This is a genomic window from Trinickia camelliae (genome assembly GCF_053525655.1).
Window position 1 is genome coordinate 142,831 of record NZ_JBCHAA010000014.1, and the last position, 25,330, is coordinate 168,160.

Consider the following 25,330-nt stretch of genomic DNA (forward strand, 5'->3'; position numbering starts at 1 on the left):
CGCGAAGATATGAACCGAATTATTGCGCTCGTCGTGGTTGTCGTGGCTGTCCTGTTTGCAGGGTCGTCGATGATTTATGTCGTCGATCAGCAGCAAATGGCCGTCGTTTCATCGCATGGCGGGGACAACCCGCTGGTCGAAGGACCGGGACTGCACTTCAAACTGCCCCCGCCGCTGCAAACTGCGGTGCTCGTCGATACGCGCATCCAGTCACTCGATTCGCCTGATGCCGATCGTTACGCAACGTCCGACAAGATCGATCTTCTCGTGAGTCCGGTGCTCAAGTACCGTGTCGCCGATCCGCTGAAACTGTTCGTCGAAACGAAGGGCGATCCGCAAAGCGTGTCCGAGCAGCTCGTCACGCAATTGCGCGGCGCGCTTGGCGACGCGTTCGCGAAATACGCCCTTGCTGACGCGCTCGGAAAGCAGCAGGCGATTGCCGGCGAGGCGCGCGAGGCAATGCAGAAGAACGCTAGCGCGCTCGGCATCGAGATCGTCGACATCGAACTCACGCGCGTCGATTTTCCGGCTGCGATGGCGGACACCGTCTACAAGCGAATGATTGCCGCCCGCAAACAGGCGGCGGATCAGGAGCGCGCGCAAGGCGCGGCGGAAGCCGAGCAGATCAAGGCCGACGCCGAGCGCCAGCAGCAAGCCGTGCTGGCAGACGCCTACAAGCAAGCTCAGTCGATCAAGGGCGAGGGCGATGGCAAGGCTGCGGTGATCGCCGCGGATGCGTTCAGCCGCGATCCGCAGTTCTATCAGTTCTACCAAAGCTTGCAGGCGTACCGGAGCATTTTCAAGCCGAACGACGTGATCGTCGTCGATCCGGACAGTGACTTCTTCCGCTTCATGCGCAGCCCCGATGGCAGCGTCCCCGCGCCCGCAACGGCCTCACGCAAACACTGATTCAGGAGCGCCGCACGCCTGTTGCGGCGCTGGCATTCGTATGGACATGGCCGGCTCTTTACTGCTCGCGATAGCGCTGATGCTCATCATCGAGGGCATGTTTCCCTTCGTGTTTCCCACCGCGTGGCGGGAGACGTTTCGTAGAATAGCGGATCGGCCGATCAACCATATCCGCATCGGCGGGCTGATCATCATGGCGCTCGGGCTGTTGCTGCTGCTGGCTGCGACCTGAGCCCCGGCGTGCGCGGGCGCGTTTTGCCGCCTCGTCTTGCCGCCTGATAGGCGGTTTCATCGAATCTTCATATCGTGGCGCGCGCTGGCGTGCCGCTCTTTTACGCCGTAGGACTATACCGATGTCGACCTGGTTGCTTCCTGAAAATATCGCCGACGTGCTGCCGTCGGAGGCGCGCAAAATCGAGGAGTTGCGACGCGCGTTGCTTGATCGTTTTCGAGCATACGGCTACGAAATGGTGATGCCGCCGTTGCTCGAATACCTCGAGTCCCTTCTGACGAGCGGCGGCAGCGACTTGAGCCTGCGCACGTTCAAGCTCGTCGATCAGCTGTCGGGCCGCACGCTCGGACTGCGCGCGGACACGACGCCGCAAGTGGCGCGCATCGACGCGCACCTGCTCAACCGCCAAGGCGTGACGCGGCTGTGCTATGCGGGCAACGTGCTGCATACGCGTCCGCGCGGTCTGCACGCCACGCGCGAACAGATTCAGGTCGGCGCGGAAATTTATGGCCATGCGGGCCTCGAAGCGGACATCGAAATTCAGCAGTTGATGCTTGACGTGCTGCAGTTGACGGGTCTCACGAAGATTCGACTCGACTTGTGTCACGCGGGCGTGCTGTCCGCGATCTTTGCTCAGGACCCCGCGGCGGCGGCGGCGGGTGAAGCGCTCTATGAGGCACTCGCCGCGAAAGACGTCGCACGCCTGGACGAGTTGACGCAAGGTATGAGCGACGTGGCGCGCGATGCGCTGCGCGCGCTGCCCGCGCTATACGGCGACGCGTCGGTGCTCGCGCTTGCGCGGCAGCGCTTGCCGAATCTGCCGGCGATCACGAATGCGCTCGACGATCTCACGTTTTTGGCTGCACAGGTGGACGGCGCCGAGGTCGCGATCGATTTGGCCGATTTGCGCGGTTACGCGTATCACAGCGGCGTGATGTTCTCGGCCTATGTCGATGGCGTGCCGAACGCGGTCGCGCGCGGCGGCCGTTATGACCACGTCGGGCAAGCTTACGGCCGCGCGCGTCCCGCGACGGGCTTTTCGCTCGACCTGCGCGAAGTCGCGCGCATTTCGCCGATCGAAGCGCGCAGCAGCGCGATCCTCGCTCCCTGGAAGCACGACGATGCGCTGCGCGCAAGTGTCGCGTTGCTGCGCGACGCGGGAGAAGTCGTCATCCAGGCGCTGCCGGGTCACGATCACGCATTGGATGAGTTCGCCTGCGATCGTGTGCTCGTCGAGCGCAATGACGTGTGGGTCGTCGAGGCCCGCTAGCCGCGCGCCGGAAGCCATGAGAGGCGAATGGCGGCGGGTACTTATTATCCCCGGTGCCATTTCCGCCGACGTCTCGAAAATAGCCCATATCGTTGAGCCGAAACGGAAAAACTCGGAACCTTCAGCGAACATGGGTAGAATACGTTTTTAACCAGCTAACGAATCAACATGTCTGCCAGCGCTGTGAATGTGACCCCCGGCCGCAACGTCGTCGTCGTGGGAACTCAATGGGGTGATGAAGGCAAGGGCAAGATCGTAGACTGGCTGACGGACCACGCTCAGGGCGTCGTGCGTTTCCAGGGCGGTCACAACGCCGGCCACACGCTCATCATCGGCGGCAAGAAAACCATCTTGCGCCTCATTCCTTCAGGCATCATGCGCGCGGGCGTTGCCTGCTATATCGGCAACGGCGTCGTGCTGTCGCCCGAGGCGCTCTTCAAGGAAATTGGCGAGCTCGAAGCTGCGGGTCTCGACGTTCAGAAGCGTCTGTTCATTTCCGAAGCCACCACGCTGATCCTCCCGTATCACATCGCGATCGATCAAGCGCGCGAAGCACATCGCGGCGCCGGCAAGATCGGCACGACTGGCCGTGGCATCGGTCCGGCGTACGAGGACAAGGTCGGTCGCCGCGGGATGCGCGTGCAAGACCTGTTCGAGCCGAAGGCATTCGCCGAGCGTCTGCGCGACAATCTCGATTTCCATAACTTCGTGCTGACCCAGTACCTGGGCGCCGCGCCTGTCGATTTTCAGCAGACGCTGGATACGATGCTGAGCTACGCGGATCGCCTCGCGCCGATGGTCACCGACGTTTCGCGCCGCTTGTACGACGAAAATGCGGCAGGCCGCAATTTCTTGTTCGAAGGCGCGCAAGGCACGCTGCTCGATATCGATCACGGTACGTACCCGTTCGTCACGTCGAGCAACTGCGTCGCCGGTGCGGCGGCTGCAGGCGCAGGTGTCGGTCCGCAAAAGCTCAACTACATCCTCGGCATCACGAAGGCGTACTGCACGCGCGTGGGTTCGGGGCCGTTCCCGAGCGAGCTGTACGACAACGACAACCCGGCCCGCCAGGACCAGGTCGGCCTGACGCTCGCAAACGTCGGCAAGGAATTCGGCTCGGTCACGGGCCGTCCGCGCCGCACGGGCTGGCTCGATGCCGCCGCACTGCGCCGCTCGATTCAGATCAACGGCGTGTCGGGCCTGTGCATCACGAAGCTCGATGTGCTCGATGGCCTGGACGAAGTCAGGTTGTGCGTCGGCTACAAGATCGACGGCAGGGACGCCGATATCCTCCCGCGCGGCGCATCCGAAGTCGCGCGCTGTGAGCCGGTGTACGAGACGTTCGGCGGCTGGAAGGAAAGCACGATCGGCATCACGCAATGGGACAAGCTGCCCGCGAACGCGCAAGCCTATCTGACGCGCGTGCAGGAAGTGGCAGGCGTGCCGATCGACATGGTTTCGACCGGCCCGGATCGCGACGAGACGATTCTCCTTCGCCATCCGTTCAAGGTTTAACGATGACGCAGAGCATGCCCATGATTGCGATGACGGACCCGCGCAACGACGACAAGAACCTCTGGGTCGGCTGGGACGAGTATCACCGGCTGATCGAGCTGCTCGCGCTGGCCGTGCACGAATCCGGCTGGAAGTTCGACAAGATCCTGTGTCTCGCGCGCGGTGGGCTGCGCGTTGGCGACCAGCTGTCGCGCATCTACGACCTGCCGCTGGCGATCCTCGCGACGAGTTCCTATCGCGAGGCCGCCGGCACCGAGCAGGGCGAGCTCGATATCGCGCAATACATCACGATGACGCGCGGCGAGCTGTCGGGCAACGTGCTGCTCGTTGACGATCTCGTCGATTCCGGCGTGACGCTGTCGCGCGTGCAGCAGCATTTGAAGGACCGCTATCCGGCCATTACCGCCGTGCGTTCCGCGGTGCTTTGGTACAAGGGCTGCTCGAAGGTCAAGCCTGACTACCACGTGCAATACTTGCCGACGAACCCATGGATTCACCAGCCGTTCGAGGAGTGGGATACCGTGCGTCCGCACAATCTCGGTGCATGGATCAAGCGCGGCTTGGCACGAAATTCGGCGCCGAACGAGTGACGCTTCGCACGACCCAGCTGAGTGATCGTTGGTGTCAAGCGGGTCAAGAGGATCAAGCGGAGTCTCCTGACTCCGCTTTTTTTATGTGTAAGCGTTTTAGCCACTCCGTTGACCGCAGTCATGCTGCAATGCGCAAAACGTACCTGACTCCGACACGCGGCGATGCTAAACTTCGGCGGCTTCCGCTCGTAGCGTATGCACAACATGCAAGGCGGCATGTCTGCATCCCCCGCTAGAATTGCGCTCGTTTCTTCCGCCCAATCCGAGAACGGATTTACCCCGCGTTTATGACAGATAACAACCAGGCACATACGCACAAGCAGCCTTTGCCTTCACTCGCCATTGCGGCGATCGGCGTGGTTTTCGGCGATATCGGAACCAGTCCTCTTTATTCGTTGAAGGAAGCATTTAGTCCGGCGCACGGGATTGCGCTCACGAATAACTCGATTCTCGGCGTCATTTCGCTGCTGTTTTGGGCGATCGTGGTCGTGGTCGGGATCAAATATGTGCTTTTCGTGATGCGCGCCGACAATAACGGTGAAGGCGGCGTGCTCGCGTTAATGGCCCTTTCGCTGCGTTCGTTCAACACGAAAAGCAGGGGGGCTGCCGTATTAATGGCGCTGGGGATATTCGGCGCCTGCATGTTCTATGGCGACGCGGTCATTACGCCGGCGATTTCAGTGATATCGGCCGTCGAGGGTTTGGAAATTGCGACGCCGCAGCTATCGCATCTCGTGCTGCCCATTACGATCGTCATTCTGATTGCGCTGTTTTGGATTCAGCGGCATGGCACAGCGCTCGTCGGCAAGCTGTTCGGGCCGATCATGGTGCTGTGGTTTATCACGATCGGCATTCTGGGCGCGTATCACATCGTCCGGTCCCCCGGAGTCATTGCCGCGCTCAATCCTTACTACGCGGCGTCGTTCATGTCGGCGCACGTGCTGCAGGCCTACGTCGTGCTCGGTTCGGTCGTACTGGTGCTGACCGGCGCCGAAGCGCTCTATGCCGATATGGGCCACTTCGGCGCCAAGCCGATCCAGATGGCTTGGTATGTGCTCGTGATGCCGTCGCTCGTGCTGAATTACTTCGGCCAGGGCGCATTGCTGATGCAGGACCCGAAGGCAATCGAAAATCCGTTCTTTCTGCTCGCACCTGACTGGGCGCTGCTGCCGCTCGTCGTGCTTTCGACGGTGGCGACCGTGATCGCCTCGCAGGCCGTGATTTCGGGCGCGTATTCGCTGACCTCGCAAGCGATCCAGCTCGGCTACGTGCCGCGGATGAAGGTGTTGCACACGTCGGAATTGGCGATCGGCCAAATCTACGTGCCGGTCGTGAACTGGATGCTGCTTTTCATCATCTTGTGCATCGTGATCGGCTTCAAGAGCTCCGACAATCTCGCGGCGGCGTACGGCATTGCGGTGACGGCCACGATGGTCATCACGACGATCCTCTTGTGCGTCTCGATGGTGAAGGTTTGGAAGTGGAACAGGGCGCTGGTAGCGCTCATCATCGGCGCTTTCATGATCGTCGACGTCGGTTTCTTCGGCGCGAATCTGCTGAAGATCGAAGAGGGTGGCTGGCTGCCGCTCGGCATCGGAGCGGTGCTGTTCTTCCTTTTGATGACCTGGCACAAGGGGCGCATGATCGTGAAGGAACGCACGGCTGCCGACGGCATCCCGCTTGCGCCGTTCCTCCAAGGCTTGCTCGCCCATCCGCCGCACCGCGTCTCGGGTACCGCGATCTATTTGACGGGTAGCGATACGCTCGTGCCGGTGAGTCTCCTTCACAACCTGAAGCACAACAAAGTGTTGCATGAGCGAACCATTTTCCTGACTTTCGTCACGCGCGATATACCGTATGTGAAGGACGAAGAGCGCGTGACGGTGCGCGATGTCGGCGGCGGGCTCTTTGTCGTGAAGGCGGCGTACGGCTTCAACGAAACGCCGGACGTGAAGGCGACGCTGCTCGAAGTAGGACGCATGTACGACTTGACGTTCGAGCTGATGGATACGTCGTTCTTCCTCGCGCGTGAAACGGTCGTGCCGACGCAATTGCCTGGCATGTCGGTGTGGCGCGAGCGCGTGTTCGCGTGGATGCATCAGAATGCCGCGAAACCGACCGACTTCTTCTCGATTCCGGCCAATCGCGTGGTCGAACTCGGAACGAAGATCGAGATTTGATCGCGCCGGAATAGCACCGCGCAACGGGAACATTTCCGTTGCGCGCACAACAAAAAGCCCACGCATCAGCGTGGGCTTTTTGTTGTTAGCTGGCAGGGCGCTGCCAGCCCGTAAGCTGCTTAGCGCTTGAGCTTCGCGAACGCCGCTGCCATTGCGCCGGCCGGTTCCGGATCGCGCGAGCGCTGCGGTCGCGCACCGCCGCCAGGGCGGCCGCCGCGGTCCTGCTGAGCACCGCCACTGCTGCCGCCGCCGCCGCGCGACGACGAGCCTGCGGACGCATCGTCGTCGAGGCGCATCGTCAGCGCGATGCGCTGGCGTTTCACGTCGACTTCGAGCACCTTCACCTTCACGACCTGGCCGGCCTTGACGACTTCGTGCGGGTCCTTGATGAACTTGGTCGACATCGCCGACACGTGCACGAGGCCGTCCTGATGCACGCCGACGTCGACGAACGCGCCGAACGCCGCGACGTTCGTCACGACGCCTTCGAGCACCATGCCCGGGATCAGGTCGGAGACCTTTTCGACGCCTTCGCGGAACGTCGCCGTCTTGAACTCGGGACGCGGGTCGCGGCCAGGCTTTTCGAGTTCGGTCAGGATGTCGCGCACGGTCGGCAGACCGAAGCGCTCATCGACGAATTCCGCCGGCGACAAACCGGAGAGCGCGTCGCGATTGCCGAGCACATCGCCGATCTGCTTCTTGATCTTCGCGAGCATCCGTTCGACGACCGGATACGCCTCGGGGTGGACGGACGAGCGATCGAGCGGGTTCTCGCCGCCGTTGATGCGCAGGAAGCCCGCAGCCTGCTCGTAAGTCTTGTCGCCGAGACGGGGGACTTTGCGCAGATGGTCGCGCGACGGGAACGGACCGTTTGCGTCGCGATACTCGACGATGTTGCGCGCGAGCGTCGAATTCAATCCGGATACGCGTGCGAGCAAGGCGACGGAAGCCGTGTTCGCATCGACGCCGACCGCGTTCACGCAATCCTCGACGACCGCGTCGAGCGAGCGCGCGAGTTCGCGCTGATTCACGTCGTGCTGATACTGGCCGACGCCGATCGCCTTCGGCTCGATCTTCACGAGTTCGGCGAGCGGGTCTTGCAGTCGGCGCGCGATCGACACCGCGCCGCGCAGCGACACGTCGAGTTCCGGAAACTCCTTGGCAGCGAGCTCGGAAGCCGAATAGACCGATGCGCCGGCTTCGGACACGACGATCTTCTGCAGCTTCAGCTCCGGATGGCGCGAGATCAGCTCGCTGGCGAGCTTGTCGGTTTCGCGCGAGGCCGTGCCATTGCCGATGCTGATGAGCTCGGCCTGCGTCTGCGCGGCGATGCGCGCGAGCTTCGCGAGCGAGCCGTCCCAATCGCGGCGCGGCTCATGCGGATAGATCGTGTCGGTGGCGAGCACTTTGCCCGTGCGGTCGACCACGGCCACTTTCACGCCCGTGCGCAGGCCCGGATCGAGCCCGATCACGGCCTTCGGGCCAGCGGGAGCCGCGAGCAGAAGATCCTTGAGATTGCGCGCGAACACGCGAATCGCCTCGTGCTCGGCTTCGTCGCGCAACTGCGTGAGCAGTTCGTTTTCGATGTGCGGCTGCACCTTGACGCGCCAGCACCAGCGGCACACGTCGGAGAGCCATTTGTCGGCGGGACGGTTCTGATTCGCGATGCCGAAATGGCGCGCGATCATCGCTTCGCCCGGATGCGGCACTTGTGCATCGAGCTCCTCGCCCAAGCCGAGCTTCACCATCAGCACGCCGGCATTACGGCCGCGGAAGAGGGCGAGCGCGCGGTGCGACGGAACGGTCTTGATGGTCTCCGAATAGTCGTAGTAGTCGCGGAATTTCTCGCCTTCTTCGCCTTCCTTGCCCTCGACGACAGTCGACGACACGACGCCCTGGCTGTGCAGGTAATCGCGCAGCTTGCCCAGCAGCTCAGCGGTTTCGCCGAATTGCTCGGACAGGATGTCGCGCGCGCCATCGAGCGCCGCCTTTACATCGGCGACGCCCTTTTCGGCGTCCACGTAGGCGGCGGCTTCTGTCTGCGGGTCGAGCAGCGGGTTCGCGAGCAGCGCCTGCGCGAGCGGCTCCAGGCCCGCTTCGCGCGCGATCTGCGCGCGCGTGCGGCGCTTCGGCTTATAGGGCAGGTACAGGTCTTCGAGCACCTGCTTGCTGTCGGCGGCTTCGATTGCCGTGCGCAGCTCGTCGGTGAGCTTGCCTTGTTCCTCGATGCTCGCGAGGATCGAGGCGCGCCGGTCTTCCAGCTCGCGCAGATACAGGAGCCGTTCTTCGAGCTGACGCAATTGCGTGTCGTCGAGATTGCCGGTCACTTCCTTGCGGTAGCGGGCAATGAACGGAACAGTCGACCCTTCGTCGAGAAGTTGAACTGCCGCCGCGACCTGGCGCGGCTGGACGGTCAATTCAGTGGCGATGCGCTGTACGATCTTGAGTGCTACGGTATCCGTCATGTGAAGTACGTCTGCCTGACAGGCTCAATCGGGGCCCCAACCGGGAGATCCGCAGCCGGGGATGGCGCGGGAGGCGGGAGCCAGGGTTGTCGGAGCGGGGCATTTTGCCATAAATGCCCGAGTGCTCAAGCGCGGGGTGTTAGAATTTCGAGCATGTTCCGATGCCTCCCTACGACGTTGCCAACCTCCCGTTTTTTGCTTGCTTCGCCCGCTGCGTGGGTTGCCGCAGCCGCGTTTGCGTTGCCGCTCGGACTGCCGTCCGCGGCCTTCTCGCAAGACATGCCGGCCTCGGCGGCAAATGCCGCAATGCGCGGCGCAGCGGCCCCGCAAGGCGCATCCGACGCTGCTTCAACTGCGGCGCCCAATGATTTCGACTCACGCCAAAAGGCGCTCGATCGCCGCACCGAGCAGAACGACTACGAGTACGGTGTGGCCGTTCACAATTGCTACAGCACGTTCTTCGTGAACCATTGCCTCGGCAATGCGCGCGACAAAATGCGCGATGTCCGCGAGCAGATCCGCAAAGAGCAACTGGCGCTCAATGACGAGCAGCGCGTCGTGCGCGCACAGCAACGCGACGATCAAGCGGCGATCAAACGTGCGCTGGACGAAGCCAACGCGCCTCAGCGCGCCGCGAACGAGGCGCAGAGCCAGCAGCAGTACGAAGACAAACAACGTCAGCACGAACTCGATCAGGCGAAGCGCAATGGGGAAGGCCCGCAGCGCGCGGCCAACGAGGCGACGTACAACCAGAAGCAGGCCGACTACCAGCGCAAGCTCGACGAAGCGCACGCGCAAGCCGCGCAGAAGGCTCAGGAGCGCGCGGAAAACGCGCAGCGCTACCAGCAGAAACAGACCGATGCCGCGCAGCACAAGGCGGACGTCGAGACGCGCCAGAAGCAGGCCGCCGACAAGCAGAAACAGCAGCAAGAGCAGCAGTTGCAGGAGCAACAGCAGCAGGAGCAGCTCAAGCAACAACAGCAGCAGAGCGAATAACGCGTTTTTTGCCGTACAGCAACCTCAGACGCCGGGGCCGCGACGAGCGGTACGACGCCTAATCGACCGAGGAGGCCAGCATGCGCGAGCAGCAAGCGATCAAACCGGATGTGCTTCGTGACCGGATTTTGCAATTGCAGTCGGAGCACAGTGAGCTCGATCGCATGATCGACCAACTGGCGACCTCGTCGGATATCACCGACCTCGAGCTGCAGCGTCTTAAAAAGCGCAAGCTCAAAGTCAAAGACAACATTCTCTTGCTGCAATTGCAGCTCGAACCGGATACGCACGCATAAGCTGCGGCCTGGCAAGCGCTGGTGTCGCGCCGGGTGCACCGGTCTTTGCAGGAACCGCTTGCCTTGAATTCAACGCTCGATGCTTCTTCTGACAAGCCGCGCGCCGGCGCTTCCGACGCGCGGGCATCCGCGCGCGAACCGCTTGCGCTGAATCCGAAACGCGGCACCGAACTCGAGGCGATCTTCGCCGCCGATGGCCTGCTCGCGCAGCGCATCGACGGCTACCGGCCGCGGGCGTCGCAGATCGAAATGGCGCGCGCCGTGGCGGCCGCGATGGAGGCATCGGGGCGCGCGATGCCGGAGCCGGCGATGTTCGAGGCGCACGCGCGTCCGGCGCGCCGCCTGCAAAAAAGCGGCGAAGCAGGGGACCGAGGCGGCGCCGATACGGCAGAGATCGCGCGCGAGGTCGCCGAAGACACCGGCGACAACACGCTGATCGTCGAGGCCGGCACCGGCACCGGCAAGACCTATGCGTACCTCGTCCCGGCGATGCTGTGGGGCGGCAAGGTCGTCGTGTCGACCGGCACCAAGCACTTGCAGGATCAGCTTTTTCAGCGTGACATCCCCACCGTGCGCGATGCGCTCGCGGTGCCGGTCACGGTCGCGATGCTCAAGGGGCGCGCGAACTACCTGTGCCATTACTACCTGCAGCGCACGGCCGACAACGGCCGCATGCCGTCGCGGCAAGACACCGTCTATCTGCAGGAGATCGTCCGCTTCGCGAAGATCACTCGCACCGGCGACAAGGCGGAGCTCGCAAGCGTGCCGGAGAACGCGCCGGTCTGGTCGATGGTCACGTCGACGCGCGACAACTGCCTCGGCCAAGAGTGCCCGCACTACAAGGAATGCTTCGTGATGCAGGCGCGCCGTGAAGCGCAGCAGGCGGATATCGTGGTCGTCAATCACCACCTCTTTTTCGCGGACATCATGTTGCGCGATACGGGGATGGCGGAGCTGCTGCCGTCGGCGAACACGATCGTCTTCGACGAAGCGCACCAGTTGCCTGAGACCGCCACGCTCTTTTTCGGCGAGACCCTGTCGACCGCGCAGTTCCTCGAGCTCGCTCGCGATTCGGTCGCGGAGGGCTTGAGCCATGCGCGGGACGCCGTCGAGTGGGTGAAGCTCGGCGCTGCGCTGGAGCGTGCGGCTCGCGATGTGCGGCTCGCGTTCAAGGAAGATTCGGTGCGGCTGTCGCTCAGCCAGATGCCCGGCGACCATCCGCTCTTCGCGGCGCTCGATGCATTGGAGACCGAACTGAATGCGCTCGCGGTGGCGCTCGCGGGACAGGCCGAGCGCGCGGAGTCGATCGGCGCTTGCCAGCGGCGCGCGCGCGAACTGCAGGATCTGCTCAAGGGCTGGACGGCGCTGCCGGAGGCGGAGGCGCCGAGCGTCGAATCGGATACGAAGAAAGAGTCGGCCGACGATCCGAACGAAAAAGTGCGCTGGATCGAAGTGTTTTCGCACACGGTGCAGTTGCACGAAACGCCGCTGTCGGTCGCGCCGATCTTCGCGAAGCAGCGCGCGGGCGTGCCGCGTGCGTGGATCTTCACGTCGGCGACGCTGTCGGTGCGCGGCGACTTCACGCATTACGCCGCGCAAATGGGCCTGAGCGCGCGGCGTTCGATGACGCTGCCGAGCCCTTTCGATTACGGTACGCAAGGTCTGCTTTACGTACCGCGCAACCTGCCGCAGCCATCGTCGCCGATGTTCACCGATGCCGTGTTCGACGCTGCGCTGCCTGCGATCGAAGCATCCGGGGGCGGCGTCTTCATGCTTTGCACGACGCTGCGCGCCGTCGACCGGATCGCAGCTAAGTTGCGCGACGTGATCGAATCGCGCGGTTGGAAGACGCCTCTGCTCGTCCAGGGCGATGCGAGCCGCACCGAACTGCTCGACCGCTTCCGCGCCTATGGCAACGCGATCCTGGTGGGCAGCCAGAGCTTCTGGGAGGGCGTGGACGTGCGTGGCGACGCGCTGTCGCTCGTCGTGATCGATAAGCTGCCGTTCGCGCCGCCGGACGATCCGGTGCTGTCCGCGCGGCTCGACGCGCTGGCGAAGAAGGGCCTGAGCCCGTTTGCCGTTCATCAATTGCCGCAGGCCGTGATTACGCTCAAGCAGGGCGCGGGGCGTCTGATCCGCGCGGAGACCGATCGCGGGGTGCTGATGATCTGCGATACGCGTCTCGTCGACAAACCGTATGGCAAGCGCATCTGGCAGAGTCTCCCGCCGTTCAAGCGAACGCGCGAGATCGACGTCGTGCGGGAATTTTTCGAAGAGCGAACAAGCGGACAATAAAAAACCCCGGCATCACTGATGCCGGGGTTTTTTATATTCGGTTCGCCGCTATCGGAGCCGGCGAATCACCAGATCTGCCACCACGACTTCGACACGCCGGAGCGCGAACGCCCCGTGATATACGGGCTGTCGGGGAAGGTGGCCGCGAGCACGCGCTTCGTATCGTCGGCGAGCTGCGGCTCGTTCAACTGCGTGTACGACAGCATCATGATGTGCAGCGCATCTTCGATCGCCGGCGCGTTCTTGTATTCCTTGATCGCGAGCTGGGCACGGTTGATCGCTGCCACGTAAGCGCCGCGGCGATAGTAGTAGTCAGCGGCGTGCACTTCGTGCGACGCGAGCGCGTTCACGATATAGCGCATGCGGGCCGCAGCGTCCGGCGCGTACTTGCTGTTCGGATACTTGTCGACCACGATCTTGAACGCGTCATACGACTCGCGCAGCGACTTCGGATCGCGCTCGCTCATGTCCTGACCGGAGAAGCGGCCGAAGAGTCCGAGGTCGTCGTTGAAGTGAATCATCCCCTTCAGATAGTACGCGTACGCGATATCGGGGTGATCCGGGTGCAGCTGGATGAAGCGGTCGATAGCGGTGTCGGCGGCGGCCGTTTCGCTGTCTTTCCAGTTGCAGTAGGCGACGTTGATTTGAGCCTGCTGAGCGAAGTGGCCGAACGGGTCGCGGCCCTCGAGCGCTTCGAAGTACTTCGCGCACTTGCCCCAATCCCCGCCGGTCAAGGCGTCTTGAGCCTCCGAGTATAATTTGTTGTTCGACCAGGTCGCCGTCTCATCGGTCTTTTGCGGCAGGCCGTGGCAAGCCGCCACGAGCGCAACGACTGCGCCTAGTGCCAAATAAGTGCTAGCGGGTTTGATTGCGCGCTTTGCCGCGAGGGCGGCCGCGCCGAGGGCCGATTTGATGATGGTGTTCAGGGCTCGCATTTCCTAGCAATAAGTCTCAGTGACCCAGTCTAAATGACCCGCTCAAGTGCTTCAGGCGCCAATTCGCGAAACAAATCCGGCCCCAAAGATCGCGACGAAGATTATAGCCCATGCGCCGACCCCGCCGACGCGCCGGCAGGGGAACCCCTAGATGATGATTTTTCGGCCGACGCGTCAGGGCCCCTGGCCGCGCCCGAGGACGACGCGCCCACCGGCGCGCAGCGCCATGCCGGCGACACCGAACCGCGCGTCGCGCAGGTCCCGCCCGAGCTTGCTGGCGAGCGGCTCGACAAGGTGCTCGCCAAGGTGTTTCCAGAGTTCTCGCGCAGCCGCTTGCAAAGCTGGATCGAGGCGGAACGGGTGCTTGTCGACGGAGCGGCCGCGAAAGTGCGTCAACCGGTTCCGCTCGGCGCGACCATCGAACTGACGCCCGATTTGCTGCCCGAGCAGCTCGCGTTCGCGCCCGAGCCCGTGCCGCTCGACATCGTCTACGAAGACGACACGCTCGTCGTCGTCAACAAGCCCGCGGGCCTCGTCGTGCATCCGGCTGCGGGCAACTGGAGCGGCACGATCCTCAACGGCCTCTTGCATCGCTACGGCGACGCGGCGGCCGGCCTGCCGCGCGCGGGCATCGTGCACCGGCTCGACAAGGAGACCTCGGGGCTCATGGTCGTCGCGCGCACGCTCGAAGCGCAGACCGATCTCGTGCGCCAGTTGCAGGCGCGCACGGTCAAGCGCCGTTATCTCGCGCTCGTGTGGGGCAACATGCCGTCCGACGGAACGATCGACGCGCCGATTGGCCGCGATCCCCGCGAACGCACGCGCATGGCCGTCGTGACTGGCGCCTCGGGGAAGCCCGCGCGCACGCATTTTCGTACGGTCGACGAAACAATTTGGGAGCGCCAGCCGGTGTCGGCGATTCATTGCGATCTCGACACCGGCCGCACGCATCAGATCCGCGTGCACTGTGCCCACATCGGCCACCCGCTGCTCGGGGACCCCGTCTACGGACGCGCGCGCGGCAAGCGCTCGGTGACGCCGCTGCCGGGCGGCTTCGCGCGTCAGGCGCTGCACGCATGGCGGCTTGGCCTGATTCATCCGCAGACCCGGCGCCCGATGCAATGGCGCGCCGACCCGCCCGCGGACATGGTCGCGCTGGCTGAAGCGCTGGGCCTTGGCGGCGGCGAGTCCGAACTCGACGACGACTACGATGTCTACGACGACGAGTTCGACGCCGCGGGCGAAGGCTACGAATCGTCGTACGACGAAGACGAGGACGAATAAGTCCCGCGGCGCGCCGGCGCGCTTCCAACCCGCCGCCAACCACGAAACGAGGATCGATCCGCATGACCTTGCCGAACCTGACGTTCGCTGACTGCCTGCAACCTGAATGGCGCGTGTCGTCGCGCGTGCGTGCGCTCGTGACGACGCGCAACGGCGGCGTGAGCGAGCCGCCTTACGGGCGCTGGACTGCGGGAGCCGATCAGGCCGGCGGTCTGAATCTGGGCCTGCACACGGGTGACGACCCGGTCGCGGTCGTTGCCAATCGCGCGCGCCTGTTATCGCTTGCCGGCGCGCGCGCCGCGTGGCTCGAACAAGTGCATGGCAACGACGTTGTGCTCGCCGACGACGTGATCGCCGCTGCCGCAAATGGCGCCGCGCCGACACGCGCCGACGCCAGCGTCACCACGACACCCGGCGTGGCGTGCCTCGTGATGGTCGCGGATTGCATGCCGGTGTTGCTGTGCGACGAGGCGGGGCGCGCCGTTGGAGCAGCGCATGCCGGATGGCGCGGGCTTGCCGCCGGCATCATCGAGAAGACGGCGCAGCGCGTGGCGGACATGGCCGGTACGCATATCGAAAGCGTCTGTGCTTATCTTGGGCCTGCAATTGGTCCCGAGGCATTCGAAGTCGGTCCAGACGTGCGTGACGCCTTCATGACGGAGGCCCGCGCCGACGAGCGCGATCTCGTCGCTCGAGCGTTCGTCGATCATCCGTCGACGTCCGGCAAGTACCTCGCCGATCTCTATGCGCTGGCCCGCGTGCGGCTCGCGCGCCTCGGCATTGCTCAGATCGACGGCGGAGGCGCATGTACGGTGACCGACCGCGAGCGTTTCTATTCCTATCGCCGCGACCATGTAACCGGCCGCATGGCCGCGATGATCTGGCTTGCCGACTGAGAACGATTTCGTGGTGCCAATCGTTTGTGCGGTATGCAAAACGCATCGTCGCCGCATGACGCCGCGGGTCACTTGAAAACGGGCAATAGTCTGAGCGTACTCCGCGTTTTTTGCTGCAACGCGCCGCGCCATACCACGGCTATGTTGCATCGCGTAGGGGGCCGCGATTGCTTGCCGCATCGAATCGGCAAATCGAGCCCGAGCCGCGCCTGGATTGCCTTGTTGGCTAAACCGTGAGGACCACGACAAACACGCTGCAAAACACCGCAAAAACGCGTCAATCGACATGGGGAAAACGATAATTAAAAAACTATCGCACTGCGGCAAAATCGGAATGAAGCATTGACACGCCTTGCAGCGGGGAGCAAGAATGACCCCTCGCCAGGGCGAGCGTGTCGTAGGTTGCGAGAATTCGCCCGCGTGCGCGAACGCCCGCCTCTCAATCAGTCTTCCGAGACTCACAGGTCAAAAGCGGGTATGACTGCATCAAAAAAATCTTCGACTTCCTCTGACAAGGGGACTTCGTCGGGTAGCGTGCATCAGCAAGCTGGAGCAGGCGCCGCCGACATGCAGCAAATGTTCGACGCCTGGATGAACACCTGGCGTTCGCTTGCGAATCCCGCCAACTGGCAGCAAGCCGGCCAACAGGCAGCAGCTCACTTGGGCGCCGTCGGCAACGGCGGGGCGTTTCCGTTCTCAGTGCCGCAGATGCCGTCCATGCCCTCGATGCCAGGGGTGCCGAATTTCGATCCCGCCGCCTTCGGTCAGGCGGCATCGCAAGCGCTCGCTGGCCTGAAGGTTCCCACCGCAGCCGTTCCGCCGGCTCGTCTGCAGCAATTGCAGGCGGACTACTCGCGCGATTGTCTCGAACTCCTCAAGCAAGCCAGCGGGGCAAACAGCACGGTGCCTGAGTTGAAGGACCGGCGGTTCAGTGCAGACGCGTGGAAGTCCACGCCGGCCTACGCGTACACAGCGGCGTGGTACCTGCTCAATGCGCGCTATCTGCAGGAACTGGCCGATGCGATCGAGACCGATCCGAAAACGCGCGAACGTATCCGCTTCGCCGTTCAGCAATGGACGGCAGCCGCCGCCCCCAGCAATTTCTTCGCGCTGAATCCCGAGGCGCAGAAAACCTTGCTCGAGAGCCAAGGCGAGAGCTTGCGGCAAGGCGTGCTGAACCTGCTCGCCGATATGCAGCGCGGCAAGATTTCGCAGAGCGATGAAACGCGTTTCGTCGTCGGCAAGAACTTGGCGACGACCGAAGGTGCTGTCGTCTTCGAAAACGAATTGATCCAGGTGATTCAGTACAAGCCGCGCACGGGGACCGTCTTCGAGCGGCCGCTTTTGATCGTGCCGCCTTGCATCAACAAGTACTACATCCTCGATCTGCAACCCGAAAGTTCGCTCGTCGCGTATGCCGTGGAAAGCGGGCATCCGGTGTATTTGATCTCGTGGCGCAATGCCGACGCATCGATTGCCGGAAAGACGTGGGACGACTACATGGAAGAGGGCGTGCTGGCCGCCATCGACGTCGTCAAGCGAGCAAGCGGGCACGAGCAGATCAACACGCTCGGCTTTTGCATCGGCGGCACGATGCTCGCAACGGCGCTCGCGGTGCTGGCCGCGCGTGGCGAGCATCCGGCGGCGTCGATGACGCTGCTCACTGCGATGCTCGACTTCTCCGATACCGGCGTGCTCGACGTGTTCGTCGACGACCCGCATGTGCAGATGCGCGAGCAGACCATCGGCGGCAAGAACGGCACGCCGCCGGGCTTGATGCGCGGCATCGAATTCGCCAATGCGTTTTCGTTCTTGCGTCCGAACGATCTCGTGTGGAACTACGTTGTCGACAACTATCTAAAGGGCCGCACGCCTGCGCCGTTCGACCTGCTGTTCTGGAACAGCGATTCCACGAATCTGCCAGGGCCGATGTATGCGTGGTACCTGCGCAATACGTATCTCGAGAATCGCCTGCGCGAGCCCGGTGCGTTGACTGTGTGCGGTGAAGCCGTCGACCTGTCGCGCATCGACGTGCCGACCTTCATCTACGGTTCCCGCGAGGACCATATCGTGCCGTGGCAAACGGCCTATGCGTCGGCGCCGTTGCTCACGGGGCCGCTGCGCTTCGTGCTGGGCGCTTCGGGGCATATCGCGGGCGTCATCAATCCGCCTGCCAAGAACAAGCGCAGCTACTGGACGGTCGAAGATCAAGAGAAGGCGCTGCCGGAAAATCCGGACGACTGGTTCGGCGTTGCCACCGAAAAGCCGGGTAGCTGGTGGCCGGAATGGACCAGCTGGCTCGATCAATACGGCGGCAAGAAGGTGAAGCCGTCGGCGCAACTCGGTTCGGCGGAGTATCCCGTGATCGAGGCGGCGCCGGGGCGCTACGTGCAGCAGCGCGACTGAACTCGCAGCCGGCGGAAAAGCGCCGTCGGCCGGCTTCCGGAAGCATGGTTTCGGAGCACCGGCCCCAACGAGTTACGCAGGAATGGGTTTTTAACTGTACGAGTTGCGGCGCCATGCGCCGCTTCGCTCGGAGGACTTGGAAATGACTGACGTAGTGATCGTATCGGCCGCCCGTACCGGGGTTGGCAAATTCGGCGGTTCTCTCGCAAAGATCGCGGCGCCCGAGCTCGGCGCAACGGTGATCCGCGCGGTGCTCGAGCGTTCGGGCATCAAGCCTGAGCTAGTGAGCGAAGTCATCTTGGGTCAGGTGCTGGCGGCCGGTTCCGGCCAGAACCCGGCGCGGCAGTCGCTGATCAAGGCCGGCCTGCCGAGCGCGGTGCCGGGCATGACGATCAACAAGGTGTGCGGCTCGGGCCTGAAGGCCGTGATGCTCGCCGCCAACGCGATCATCGCGGGCGATTCGGAGATCGTGATCGCCGGCGGTCAGGAAAACATGAGCGCGGCGCCGCACGTGCTGCTCGGTTCGCGCGACGGCTTCCGCATGGGCGACGCGAAACTGACCGACACGATGATCGTCGATGGCCTCTGGGACGTCTACAACCAGTACCACATGGGCATCACCGCGGAAAACGTCGCCAAGGAATACGGCATCACGCGCGAAGATCAGGACAAGTTCGCGGCGCTGTCGCAGAACAAGGCGGAAGCCGCGCAGAAGGCGGGCCGTTTCGACGACGAAATCGTGCCGGTCGAGATTCCGCAGAGGAAAGGCGAGCCGCTGCGCTTCGCCACGGACGAATTCGTGCGTCATGGCGTGACGGCCGATTCGCTCGCGGGCCTGAAGCCCGCGTTCACGAAGGAAGGCACGGTGACGGCCGCTAACGCGTCGGGCATCAACGATGGCGCTGCGGCGGTCGTCGTGATGTCGGCGAAGAAGGCCGAAGCGCTGGGCCTCACGCCGCTCGCGCGGATCAAGGCGTACGCGAGCGCGGGCGTCGATCCGAAGGTGATGGGCATGGGCCCGGTGCCGGCATCCAAGCGCTGTCTGGAGCGCGCGGGCTGGTCGGCCTCGGATCTCGACCTGATGGAGATCAACGAGGCGTTCGCGGCACAGGCGCTCGCCGTGCACAAGCAAATGGGCTGGGATACGTCGAAGGTCAACGTGAACGGCGGCGCGATCGCGATCGGTCACCCGATCGGCGCATCGGGCTGCCGGATTCTCGTCACGCTGCTGCATGAAATGCAAAAGCGCGACGCCAAGCGCGGTCTCGCGTCGCTGTGCATCGGCGGCGGGATGGGCGTGGCGTTGGCAGTGGAACGCGCCTGATTCGTCGGGCAGCCGCGCCCGGCGCCGGCAGGCGCAACGGGCGCGGGTTCAAGCAGGGCAGACTAGGTGGGGCAAGGAGCGGCCCCTAGCCGCTTCCGATAACGATAATGGAGTGTGATTCATGACTCAGCGTATTGCGTACGTAACTGGCGGCATGGGCGGCATCGGTACGAGCATCAGCCAGCGCCTGCACAAGCAAGGCTTCAAGGTCGTCGTGGGCTGCGGCCCGAATTCGCCGCGCCGGGTGAAGTGGCTCGAGCAGCAGAAGGCGCTCGGCTATGACTTCATCGCGTCGGAAGGCAACGTCGGCGATTGGGAGTCGACCAAGCTGGCGTTCGACAAGGTGAAATCCGAAGTCGGCGAAGTCGACGTGCTGGTCAACAACGCGGGCATCACGCGCGACGTCGTGTTCCGCAAGATGACGCACGAAGACTGGACGGCCGTGATCGACACGAACCTGACGAGCCTCTTCAACGTGACTAAGCAGGTGATCGACGGGATGGTCGAGCGTGGCTTTGGCCGCGTCATCAACATTTCGTCGGTGAACGGTCAGAAGGGCCAGTTCGGCCAGACCAACTACTCGACGGCCAAGGCCGGCATCCACGGCTTCACGATGGCGCTCGCGCAGGAAGTGGCGACCAAGGGCGTGACGGTCAATACGGTGTCGCCGGGCTACATCGGTACGGATATGGTCAAATCCATCCGCCCGGATGTTCTGGAAAAGATCGTCGCGACGATTCCGGTGCGCCGTCTCGGCTCGCCGGACGAAATCGCGTCGATCGTGGCGTGGCTCGCTTCGGACGAATCGGGGTTCTCGACGGGCGCCGATTTCTCGCTGAACGGCGGGTTGCATATGGGCTGATTCGTGTTGCGCCGTCCGGTTTTTCCGGGTGGCGCAGCCGCGTCAGAGGGTCTCGGGGGCGCTTGGCAGATCGCGGGCGCCGCCACTGCGCTTCGTTTGCGCTCAAAGGCGTTACATGTCCACCACTACAAAGAAAACAGCCGAACGACTGATCAAGAAATATCCGAACCGTCGGCTCTATGACACTGAGACGAGCACCTACATCACGCTGAGCGATGTGAAGCAGCTCGTGCTCGAGCAGGAGGACTTCAAGGTCATCGATGCGAAGAGCAACGAGGACCTGACGCGCAGCATCCTGTTGCAGATCATTCTCGAAGAGGAGAGCGGCGGCGTGCCGATGTTCTCCTCTTCGATGCTGTCGCAGATCATCCGTTTCTACGGCCATGCGATGCAGGGAATGATGGGGACGTACCTGGAAAAGAATATCCAGGCGTTCATCGAGATCCAGAACAAGCTCGCCGATCAGTCGAAGAACCTGTATGAAGGCAATGCGCTGAACCCGGAGGTGTGGTCTCAGTTCATGAACATGCAGGCGCCGATGATGCAGGGCATGATGACGAGCTACATCGAGCAGTCGAAGAACATGTTCGTGCAGATGCAGGAGCAGATGCAGAACCAGGCGAAGAACATGTTCAGCACGTTCCCGTTCAAGCCGAATCCGGAGCCGGAGAAGAAGTAACGGCTTTCGAGGCAACTGGTGTGAATGAGCCGGCCTGTTGGCCGGCTCGCGTTTTTCTGGGCTTTGCCGGTTGTGTGCAGGTTGGGTGAGAAGCGCGCCAGACGGCGCGGATCGGGGCCCGGCGCGGTACAATGTCGGCCTTTCACGCGACGTGACGGACCCCGCTGCCACTCAGGCGTTTCGAGGTGTTCCGACCCCGTCGCGAGCGATGCGGCGGTGGCTTTGCGCTCCCCCCATCGCCCATGCAGCGCCAGCGCGCAGCCTTGCCGGGCAGGTTTCCGGCAGCCGCCCGAGCGCTGCCCGATTGTCGTCACTCGCCGGACCATCCTTATGTCGCAAACTTCCTCTTCCGCCGCGCCTACGCCGGTCGCACCTACGCCGATCGCACCGAAGGTAGGCTTCGTCAGCCTCGGCTGCCCGAAAGCCCTCGTCGATTCCGAGCAGATCATCACGCAGCTGCGTGCCGAAGGCTACGAAATCTCGGGCACCTATGACGGCGCGGATCTCGTCGTCGTCAACACCTGCGGCTTCATCGACGAAGCGGTCCAGGAAAGTCTCGATGCGATCGGCGAGGCGCTGACCGAGAACGGCAAGGTGATCGTCACCGGCTGCCTCGGCGCGAAAAAGAGCGCAAGCGGCTCGGGGCTGATCGAAGAAGTGCACCCGAAGGTGCTCGCCGTGACCGGGCCGCACGCGGTCGGCGAGGTGATGCAGGCCGTGCACAGCCATCTGCCCAAGCCGCACGATCCGTTCGTCGATCTCGTGCCGCCCGCCGGCATCAAGCTCACGCCGCGCCACTACGCGTATCTCAAGATCTCCGAAGGCTGCAACCATCGCTGCACGTTCTGCATCATCCCGTCGATGCGGGGCGATCTCGTCTCGCGTCCGGTCGCGGAAGTCATGCTCGAGGCCGAGAATCTGTTCAAGTCCGGCGTCAAGGAACTGCTCGTGATCTCGCAGGACACGAGCGCCTATGGCGTCGACGTCAAATTCCGCACCGGCTTCTGGAACGGCCGCCCGCTCAAGACGCGGATGACCGAGCTGGTGGGCGCCCTCGGTGAGCTGGCCGCGCAATACGGCGCGTGGGTGCGTTTGCACTATGTGTATCCGTATCCGCACGTCGACGAAATCATTCCGATGATGGCCGAGGGGCCGTTCAAGGGCCACGTGCTGCCGTACCTCGACGTGCCGTTCCAGCACGCGCACCCCGACGTGCTCAAGCGCATGAAGCGGCCGGCCAACGCCGAGAAGACGCTCGAGCGCGTCCAGGCGTGGCGCGAGATTTGTCCGGATCTGACGATCCGCAGTACCTTCATTGCGGGTTTCCCGGGTGAGACGGAAGCGCAGTTCGAGACGCTCCTCGACTTTATCCGCGAGGCCGAGCTCGATCGCGTCGGTTGCTTTGCGTATTCGCCGGTCGAAGGCGCGAGCGCGAACGAACTCGACGGCGCGCTGCCCGACGAAGTCCGCGAGGAGCGCCGTGCGCGCTTCATGGAAGTCGCCGAGGAGGTGTCGGCCAAGCGCATGATGCGCAAGGTCGGCAAGACGCTCAAGGTGCTCGTCGACGAAGTCAATGCCGACGGCGGCATCGGCCGGACCGCGGCCGATGCGCCCGAGATCGACGGTGTCGTCTATGTGGCGCCTGCGGCGAAGGCGTCGAAGCGCTACAAGGTCGGCGACTTCGTTTCGGTGAAAATCACCGGCGCCGACGGCCACGATCTCTGGGGCGAGGTCTGAGCGTGAGCCCCGCGCAGCCGTCGCCGGCGTCGTCGGCTTCGAATACGCCCGACATCCTCGCGCTCGGCGAGGCGATGGTGGAGTTCAATCAGTCGTCGCCGGGGCGGCCTGACTATCTGCAAGGCTTTGGCGGGGACACGTCGAATTTCTGCATCGCCGCCGCGCGCCAAGGGGCGCGCGCGGGCTTTGTGTCCGCCGTCGGCGACGATCATTTCGGGCAATTGCTGGTCGAGTTGTGGCAGCGCGAGGGCGTCGATACCTCGACGGTGCGCGTCGATGCGCATGCGCCTACCGGCGTCTATTTCGTTTCGCACGGGGCTGACGGGCATCGGTTCGACTATCTGCGCGCCGGCTCGGCCGCCAGCCGCTACGCGCCGCACGATCTGCCGCTCGACGCGATCGCAGCCGCGAAAATCATTCACTTGTCCGGCATCAGCCTCGCGATTGGCGTCAACGCGTGCGACGCCGCGCTCGCGGCCATGGAGCACGCCCGCGCCAACGGCGTGCGCGTGAGCTTCGATACCAATCTGCGCTTGAAGCTCTGGCCGCTGGCCCGTGCGCGCGCGGTGATGCTCGAAGCGATCCGGCAAACCGATATCTGCCTGCCGAGCTGGGACGACGTCACGGCGCTCACGGGACTTACCGGGCGCGACGATATCGTCGATTTCCTGCTCGCGCGGGGGCCGCGAGTCGTCGCGCTCAAGCTCGGCAAGGACGGTGCCTACATCGCGACGCCTGACGAGCGGCGCGTCGTGCCCGGGCTCGTCGTCAATGCTGTCGATGCGACGGGCGCGGGCGATTGCTTCGGCGGCGCGTTCATCGCGCGGATCGTCGCGGGCGATGATCCGTTTGCCGCCGCGCGTTACGCGAACGTGGCCGCGGCGCTGTCGACACAAGGATTCGGGGCGGTTGCGCCGGTTCCCGATCGCGCAACGGTCGAGCGAAAGCTCGCCGAGTGAGCGGTACTCGGCGAGCCGCCGCGGCGTGGCAAGCGACGCACGCGAATTGGCCCGAAGCGCGGAGGCGCCGGCCATGACGGGCCGCCGAGACCAGTAACCCGAAGGTTCATCCGATTCATAACCGAGCAACCAGGAGACACAGCGATGCAACGTGAAGTGGTGGTGGCAAGCGGCGTGCGGACCGCGATCGGCGATTTCGGCGGCAGCCTCAAGGACTTTTCTCCGACGGATCTCGGCGCACGCGTCGTGCGCGAGGCACTGGCGCGCGCGCAGGTGAATGGGGATGACGTGGGCCACGTGGTGTTCGGCAACGTGATCCAGACCGAACCGAAGGATATGTACCTCGCGCGCGTCGCCGCGCTCAACGGCGGCGTCGCGCAGCACGCGCCGGCGCTGACGGTGAACCGCCTGTGCGGCTCGGGGCTGCAGGCGATCGTGTCGGCGGCCCAGAGCGTGCTGCTCGGCGACGCGGATATCGCGATCGGCGGCGGCGCGGAGAACATGAGCCGCGCGCCGTATATCGCGCCCGCTGCACGCTTTGGTCAGCGCATGGGCGACGTGCGCATCATCGACATGATGCTCGGCGCGCTGCAGGACCCGTTCCAGTCGATTCATATGGGCGTGACCGCTGAAAACGTCGCGCAGAAATACGGCATCACGCGCGACGCTCAAGACGCGCTCGCGCTCGAATCCCACCGCCGCGCGGCGCGGGCGATCGAAGCGGGCCGGTTCAAGGAGCAGATCCTGCCGATCGCGATCGCATCGAAGAAGGGCGAGGTGAGTTTCGATACCGACGAGCACGTGCGTCTGAACGCAACCGCCGACGACTTCGCGAAGCTCAAGCCGGTGTTCGCCAAGGAAAACGGCACGGTGACGGCCGGCAACGCGTCGGGCATCAACGATGCCGCCGCGGCCGTCGTGCTGATGGAACGGCGCGTCGCCGAAGCCCGCGGCGTCAAGCCGCTGGCGCGGCTCGTTGCCTATGCGCACGCAGGCGTGGACCCGGCCTACATGGGCATCGGCCCTGTGCCGGCCACGCGCCGCGCGCTGGAGCGCGCGGGCATCACCGCTGCCGACCTCGACGTGATCGAAGCGAACGAGGCATTCGCCGCGCAGGCGTGCGCCGTGACGAATGAGCTGGGGCTCGATCCGGCAAAGGTCAATCCGAACGGCTCGGGCATCTCGCTCGGCCACCCGATCGGCGCCACCGGCGCGCTCATCACCGTCAAGGCGCTGTACGAGTTGCAGCGCATCGGCGGACGCTACGCGCTCGTGACGATGTGCATCGGCGGCGGGCAGGGCATCGCCGCGATTTTCGAGCGGATTTAATCAGGCTCGGCTTGCTTGGGCGGGGCGGCTGAGGCGGCGCAACTGCTAGCGCCGCAATGAGCCGCTTCCGCCTGAGTGTTGGATGAAATGGCAGGACAAGGATGGAACGGATGCAAGGATCGAAGATGTCTGCAACACAGCGCGCCACGGCAACGGTGAGTTGTTCGCGCG

At 63.9% G+C, this 25,330-nt stretch carries 20 protein-coding genes; 18 read left to right on the forward strand and 2 right to left on the reverse strand.

All coding sequences use genetic code 11. The features are described from left to right. Positions 1–9: 9 nt before the first annotated feature. The 6 genes from hflC to AAHK20_RS22695 all read left to right on the forward strand — a co-directional run bounded on the left by hflC (position 10) and on the right by AAHK20_RS22695 (position 6,696). Positions 10–909, forward strand: a complete 900-nt coding sequence (gene hflC, locus AAHK20_RS22670) for a protease modulator HflC (RefSeq protein ID WP_449183743.1) — start codon at positions 10–12, stop codon at positions 907–909. A gap of 40 nt (positions 910–949) precedes the next feature. Continuing rightward, the gene (locus tag AAHK20_RS22675; RefSeq protein WP_449183744.1) at positions 950–1,141 is read left to right on the forward strand and encodes a DUF2065 domain-containing protein; all 192 of its coding nucleotides are present in this window, start codon (positions 950–952) and stop codon (positions 1,139–1,141) included. A 121-nt stretch (positions 1,142–1,262) separates the two neighbouring features. Next, positions 1,263–2,411 carry an ATP phosphoribosyltransferase regulatory subunit gene (locus AAHK20_RS22680; protein WP_449183745.1) on the forward strand — a complete coding sequence of 383 codons (1,149 nt, stop codon included), beginning with the start codon at positions 1,263–1,265 and terminating at the stop codon, positions 2,409–2,411. Between the two features lie 168 nt (positions 2,412–2,579). Next, on the forward strand, positions 2,580–3,926 hold the full coding sequence (locus tag AAHK20_RS22685; protein ID WP_449183746.1) for an adenylosuccinate synthase: 1,347 nt from the start codon (positions 2,580–2,582) through the stop codon (positions 3,924–3,926). 2 nt (positions 3,927–3,928) lie between these two features. Next, entirely contained in the window at positions 3,929–4,516 is a 588-nt protein-coding gene (locus AAHK20_RS22690; protein ID WP_449183747.1) for a phosphoribosyltransferase, read from the forward strand. 287 nt (positions 4,517–4,803) lie between these two features. Next, on the forward strand, positions 4,804–6,696 hold the full coding sequence (locus AAHK20_RS22695) for a potassium transporter Kup (RefSeq protein ID WP_449183748.1): 1,893 nt from the start codon (positions 4,804–4,806) through the stop codon (positions 6,694–6,696). A 119-nt stretch (positions 6,697–6,815) separates the two neighbouring features. Here AAHK20_RS22695 and AAHK20_RS22700 read toward each other — a convergent pair whose 3' ends face one another. Next, positions 6,816–9,161: a Tex family protein gene (locus AAHK20_RS22700; protein ID WP_449183749.1), complete on the reverse strand. Its 2,346-nt coding sequence runs from the start codon at positions 9,159–9,161 to the stop codon at positions 6,816–6,818. A gap of 153 nt (positions 9,162–9,314) precedes the next feature. Here AAHK20_RS22700 and AAHK20_RS22705 point away from each other — a divergent pair, with 153 nt between their 5' ends. From AAHK20_RS22705 to yoaA, 3 genes are all read left to right on the forward strand, one after another. After that, positions 9,315–10,157 (forward strand): hypothetical protein, encoded by an 843-nt coding sequence (locus AAHK20_RS22705; protein ID WP_449183750.1) that lies wholly within the window; start codon positions 9,315–9,317, stop codon positions 10,155–10,157. Between the two features lie 80 nt (positions 10,158–10,237). Further along, positions 10,238–10,453 carry a DUF465 domain-containing protein gene (locus tag AAHK20_RS22710; RefSeq protein ID WP_137332313.1) on the forward strand — a complete coding sequence of 72 codons (216 nt, stop codon included), beginning with the start codon at positions 10,238–10,240 and terminating at the stop codon, positions 10,451–10,453. Positions 10,454–10,516: 63 nt separating this feature from the next. Further along, positions 10,517–12,748 (forward strand): DNA repair helicase YoaA, encoded by a 2,232-nt coding sequence (yoaA, locus tag AAHK20_RS22715; protein ID WP_449183751.1) that lies wholly within the window; start codon positions 10,517–10,519, stop codon positions 12,746–12,748. A 65-nt stretch (positions 12,749–12,813) separates the two neighbouring features. On the opposite strand, the gene AAHK20_RS22720 is transcribed toward yoaA, so the two are convergent. Then, a complete protein-coding gene (locus tag AAHK20_RS22720; RefSeq protein WP_449183752.1) occupies positions 12,814–13,683 on the reverse strand; it encodes an outer membrane protein assembly factor BamD in 870 nt (289 codons plus the stop codon). 33 nt (positions 13,684–13,716) lie between these two features. On the opposite strand from AAHK20_RS22720, the gene AAHK20_RS22725 reads away from it, so the two are divergent. From AAHK20_RS22725 to bktB, 9 genes are all read left to right on the forward strand, one after another. After that, positions 13,717–14,967 (forward strand): RluA family pseudouridine synthase, encoded by a 1,251-nt coding sequence (locus AAHK20_RS22725; protein ID WP_449183753.1) that lies wholly within the window; start codon positions 13,717–13,719, stop codon positions 14,965–14,967. Positions 14,968–15,029: 62 nt separating this feature from the next. After that, positions 15,030–15,863, forward strand: coding sequence for a peptidoglycan editing factor PgeF (gene pgeF / locus AAHK20_RS22730; protein WP_449183754.1), 834 nt, complete (start codon positions 15,030–15,032; stop codon positions 15,861–15,863). Positions 15,864–16,340: 477 nt separating this feature from the next. Beyond that, entirely contained in the window at positions 16,341–18,269 is a 1,929-nt protein-coding gene (gene phaC, locus AAHK20_RS22735; protein WP_449183755.1) for a class I poly(R)-hydroxyalkanoic acid synthase, read from the forward strand. Positions 18,270–18,411: 142 nt separating this feature from the next. After that, positions 18,412–19,593 (forward strand): acetyl-CoA C-acetyltransferase, encoded by a 1,182-nt coding sequence (locus AAHK20_RS22740; RefSeq protein ID WP_449183756.1) that lies wholly within the window; start codon positions 18,412–18,414, stop codon positions 19,591–19,593. A gap of 121 nt (positions 19,594–19,714) precedes the next feature. After that, entirely contained in the window at positions 19,715–20,455 is a 741-nt protein-coding gene (locus AAHK20_RS22745; protein WP_137332320.1) for a 3-ketoacyl-ACP reductase, read from the forward strand. Between the two features lie 115 nt (positions 20,456–20,570). Then, positions 20,571–21,134 (forward strand): polyhydroxyalkanoate synthesis repressor PhaR, encoded by a 564-nt coding sequence (gene phaR / locus AAHK20_RS22750; RefSeq protein WP_137332321.1) that lies wholly within the window; start codon positions 20,571–20,573, stop codon positions 21,132–21,134. A 330-nt stretch (positions 21,135–21,464) separates the two neighbouring features. Beyond that, the gene (rimO, locus tag AAHK20_RS22755; RefSeq protein ID WP_449183757.1) at positions 21,465–22,871 is read left to right on the forward strand and encodes a 30S ribosomal protein S12 methylthiotransferase RimO; all 1,407 of its coding nucleotides are present in this window, start codon (positions 21,465–21,467) and stop codon (positions 22,869–22,871) included. Positions 22,872–22,873: 2 nt separating this feature from the next. Then, positions 22,874–23,830, forward strand: coding sequence for a sugar kinase (locus AAHK20_RS22760; RefSeq protein WP_449183758.1), 957 nt, complete (start codon positions 22,874–22,876; stop codon positions 23,828–23,830). Between the two features lie 144 nt (positions 23,831–23,974). Next, positions 23,975–25,159, forward strand: coding sequence for a beta-ketothiolase BktB (bktB, locus tag AAHK20_RS22765; protein ID WP_449183759.1), 1,185 nt, complete (start codon positions 23,975–23,977; stop codon positions 25,157–25,159). The last annotated feature ends 171 nt before the right edge of the window (positions 25,160–25,330 follow it).

Excerpts from the sequence above, each read along its gene's own strand:
- AAHK20_RS22705 (WP_449183750.1), top strand. The coding sequence starts at position 9,315 with ATGTTCCGATGCCTCCCTACGACGTTGCCAACCTCCCGTTTTTTGCTT.
- AAHK20_RS22685 (WP_449183746.1), top strand. The coding sequence starts at position 2,580 with ATGTCTGCCAGCGCTGTGAATGTGACCCCCGGCCGCAACGTCGTCGTC.
- bktB (WP_449183759.1), top strand. The coding sequence starts at position 23,975 with ATGCAACGTGAAGTGGTGGTGGCAAGCGGCGTGCGGACCGCGATCGGC.
- AAHK20_RS22720 (WP_449183752.1), bottom strand. The coding sequence starts at position 13,683 with ATGCGAGCCCTGAACACCATCATCAAATCGGCCCTCGGCGCGGCCGCC.
- phaR (WP_137332321.1), top strand. The coding sequence starts at position 20,571 with ATGTCCACCACTACAAAGAAAACAGCCGAACGACTGATCAAGAAATAT.
- AAHK20_RS22745 (WP_137332320.1), top strand. The coding sequence starts at position 19,715 with ATGACTCAGCGTATTGCGTACGTAACTGGCGGCATGGGCGGCATCGGT.
- pgeF (WP_449183754.1), top strand. The coding sequence starts at position 15,030 with ATGACCTTGCCGAACCTGACGTTCGCTGACTGCCTGCAACCTGAATGG.
- hflC (WP_449183743.1), top strand. The coding sequence starts at position 10 with ATGAACCGAATTATTGCGCTCGTCGTGGTTGTCGTGGCTGTCCTGTTT.
- AAHK20_RS22680 (WP_449183745.1), top strand. The coding sequence starts at position 1,263 with ATGTCGACCTGGTTGCTTCCTGAAAATATCGCCGACGTGCTGCCGTCG.
- phaC (WP_449183755.1), top strand. The coding sequence starts at position 16,341 with ATGACTGCATCAAAAAAATCTTCGACTTCCTCTGACAAGGGGACTTCG.
- AAHK20_RS22695 (WP_449183748.1), top strand. The coding sequence starts at position 4,804 with ATGACAGATAACAACCAGGCACATACGCACAAGCAGCCTTTGCCTTCA.
- AAHK20_RS22675 (WP_449183744.1), top strand. The coding sequence starts at position 950 with ATGGACATGGCCGGCTCTTTACTGCTCGCGATAGCGCTGATGCTCATC.
- AAHK20_RS22710 (WP_137332313.1), top strand. The coding sequence starts at position 10,238 with ATGCGCGAGCAGCAAGCGATCAAACCGGATGTGCTTCGTGACCGGATT.
- AAHK20_RS22725 (WP_449183753.1), top strand. The coding sequence starts at position 13,717 with ATGACCCGCTCAAGTGCTTCAGGCGCCAATTCGCGAAACAAATCCGGC.
- AAHK20_RS22740 (WP_449183756.1), top strand. The coding sequence starts at position 18,412 with ATGACTGACGTAGTGATCGTATCGGCCGCCCGTACCGGGGTTGGCAAA.
- AAHK20_RS22690 (WP_449183747.1), top strand. The coding sequence starts at position 3,929 with ATGACGCAGAGCATGCCCATGATTGCGATGACGGACCCGCGCAACGAC.
- rimO (WP_449183757.1), top strand. The coding sequence starts at position 21,465 with ATGTCGCAAACTTCCTCTTCCGCCGCGCCTACGCCGGTCGCACCTACG.
- AAHK20_RS22700 (WP_449183749.1), bottom strand. The coding sequence starts at position 9,161 with ATGACGGATACCGTAGCACTCAAGATCGTACAGCGCATCGCCACTGAA.